Genomic DNA, 1,064 nt, shown 5'->3' with positions numbered 1-1,064 from the left:
GACCAGCTCGTCGAACCCGCGCTCCGCCGCGCGCTTCATGCCGACCTCCAGCATCGCCGGATTGATATCGGCCACCGTGATGCTCGCCCCCGACTCGGCCAGGCGGAAGGCGATGTCGCCGGTGCCGCCCGCCATGTCGAGGATCTGGTCGCTGGCGCGCGGCTTCACCCGGCGCACGAAGCGATCCTTCCATAGCCGGTGCATACCGCCCGACATGGCATCGTTCATCAGGTCATATTTGGCCGCGACATTCGTAAATACGCTGCCGACACGGGCGACCTTTTCGTCGCGGGGCACATCTTCATAGCCGAAGGAGACGGTATCGCTCATCGGCTTGCCCTAGCCCGGCCTTGCTGGCGGGGCAAACGCTACCTAGCTGTGAGGCCGACGAAAGCAGAGATTAGATGCCCGAACTTCCCGAGGTCGAAACAACGGTTCGCGGCCTGACCCCCGTGCTGGCAAACGCCCGACTGACCCTGGTCGAGCCGCGCCGTCCCGATCTGCGCCATCCCTTTCCGGCCGATCTGCGCCAGCGGATGACGGGGGCCACGGTCACGTCGCTCGGCCGCCGTGCCAAATATGGCCTGATCGACACCGATCGCGGCGACACCATGGTCTTCCACCTGGGTATGTCGGGCCGCTGGCGGATCGATCCGGGCGAGCCGCAGCGCCACGACCATCTGCTCTTGGAGACGGGGGCGGGGCGGCGGCTGGCGCTGAACGATCCGCGGCGATTCGGTTTCGTCGATCTGTGGCCGACCGCCGAGCTGGCCAGCTATCCTCCGTTCCTCGCCATGGGGCCGGAGCCGCTGGGGCCGGACTTCACCGCCGACTATCTGGCCAAGGCGCTGGAGGGGCGGGCGGCCCCCATCAAGGCGATGCTGCTCGACCAGCGGATCGTCGCGGGGCTGGGCAACATCTATGTGTGCGAAGCGCTGCACATGGCGAAGATCACGCCGGGCCGGGCTGGCGGGCAGATATCGAAGGCGCGACTCGCCCGACTGGTCGAGGCGATCCGCGCCGTGCTGGAGGCGGCGATCCTGGCGGGCGGATCGTCCCTGCGT

Annotated in this window: 2 protein-coding genes; one reads left to right on the top strand and one right to left on the bottom strand. The window is 67.8% G+C overall.

Annotated elements, in window-relative coordinates; genetic code table 11:
• On the bottom strand, positions 1–330 hold a 330-nt coding region (locus tag U1700_RS15265), incomplete at its 3' end, for a class I SAM-dependent methyltransferase (RefSeq protein WP_332753516.1).
• A gap of 74 nt (positions 331–404) precedes the next feature.
• On the opposite strand from U1700_RS15265, the gene mutM reads away from it, so the two are divergent.
• Positions 405–1,064 (top strand): bifunctional DNA-formamidopyrimidine glycosylase/DNA-(apurinic or apyrimidinic site) lyase (mutM, locus tag U1700_RS15260; RefSeq protein ID WP_332753515.1); only part of this gene is annotated, 660 nt, incomplete at its 3' end.

This window comes from Sphingomonas sp. RB1R13 (genome assembly GCF_036663775.1).
GTDB lineage: Bacteria > Pseudomonadota > Alphaproteobacteria > Sphingomonadales > Sphingomonadaceae > Sphingomicrobium.
This window is presented reverse-complemented; position numbering and strand designations above follow the sequence as displayed.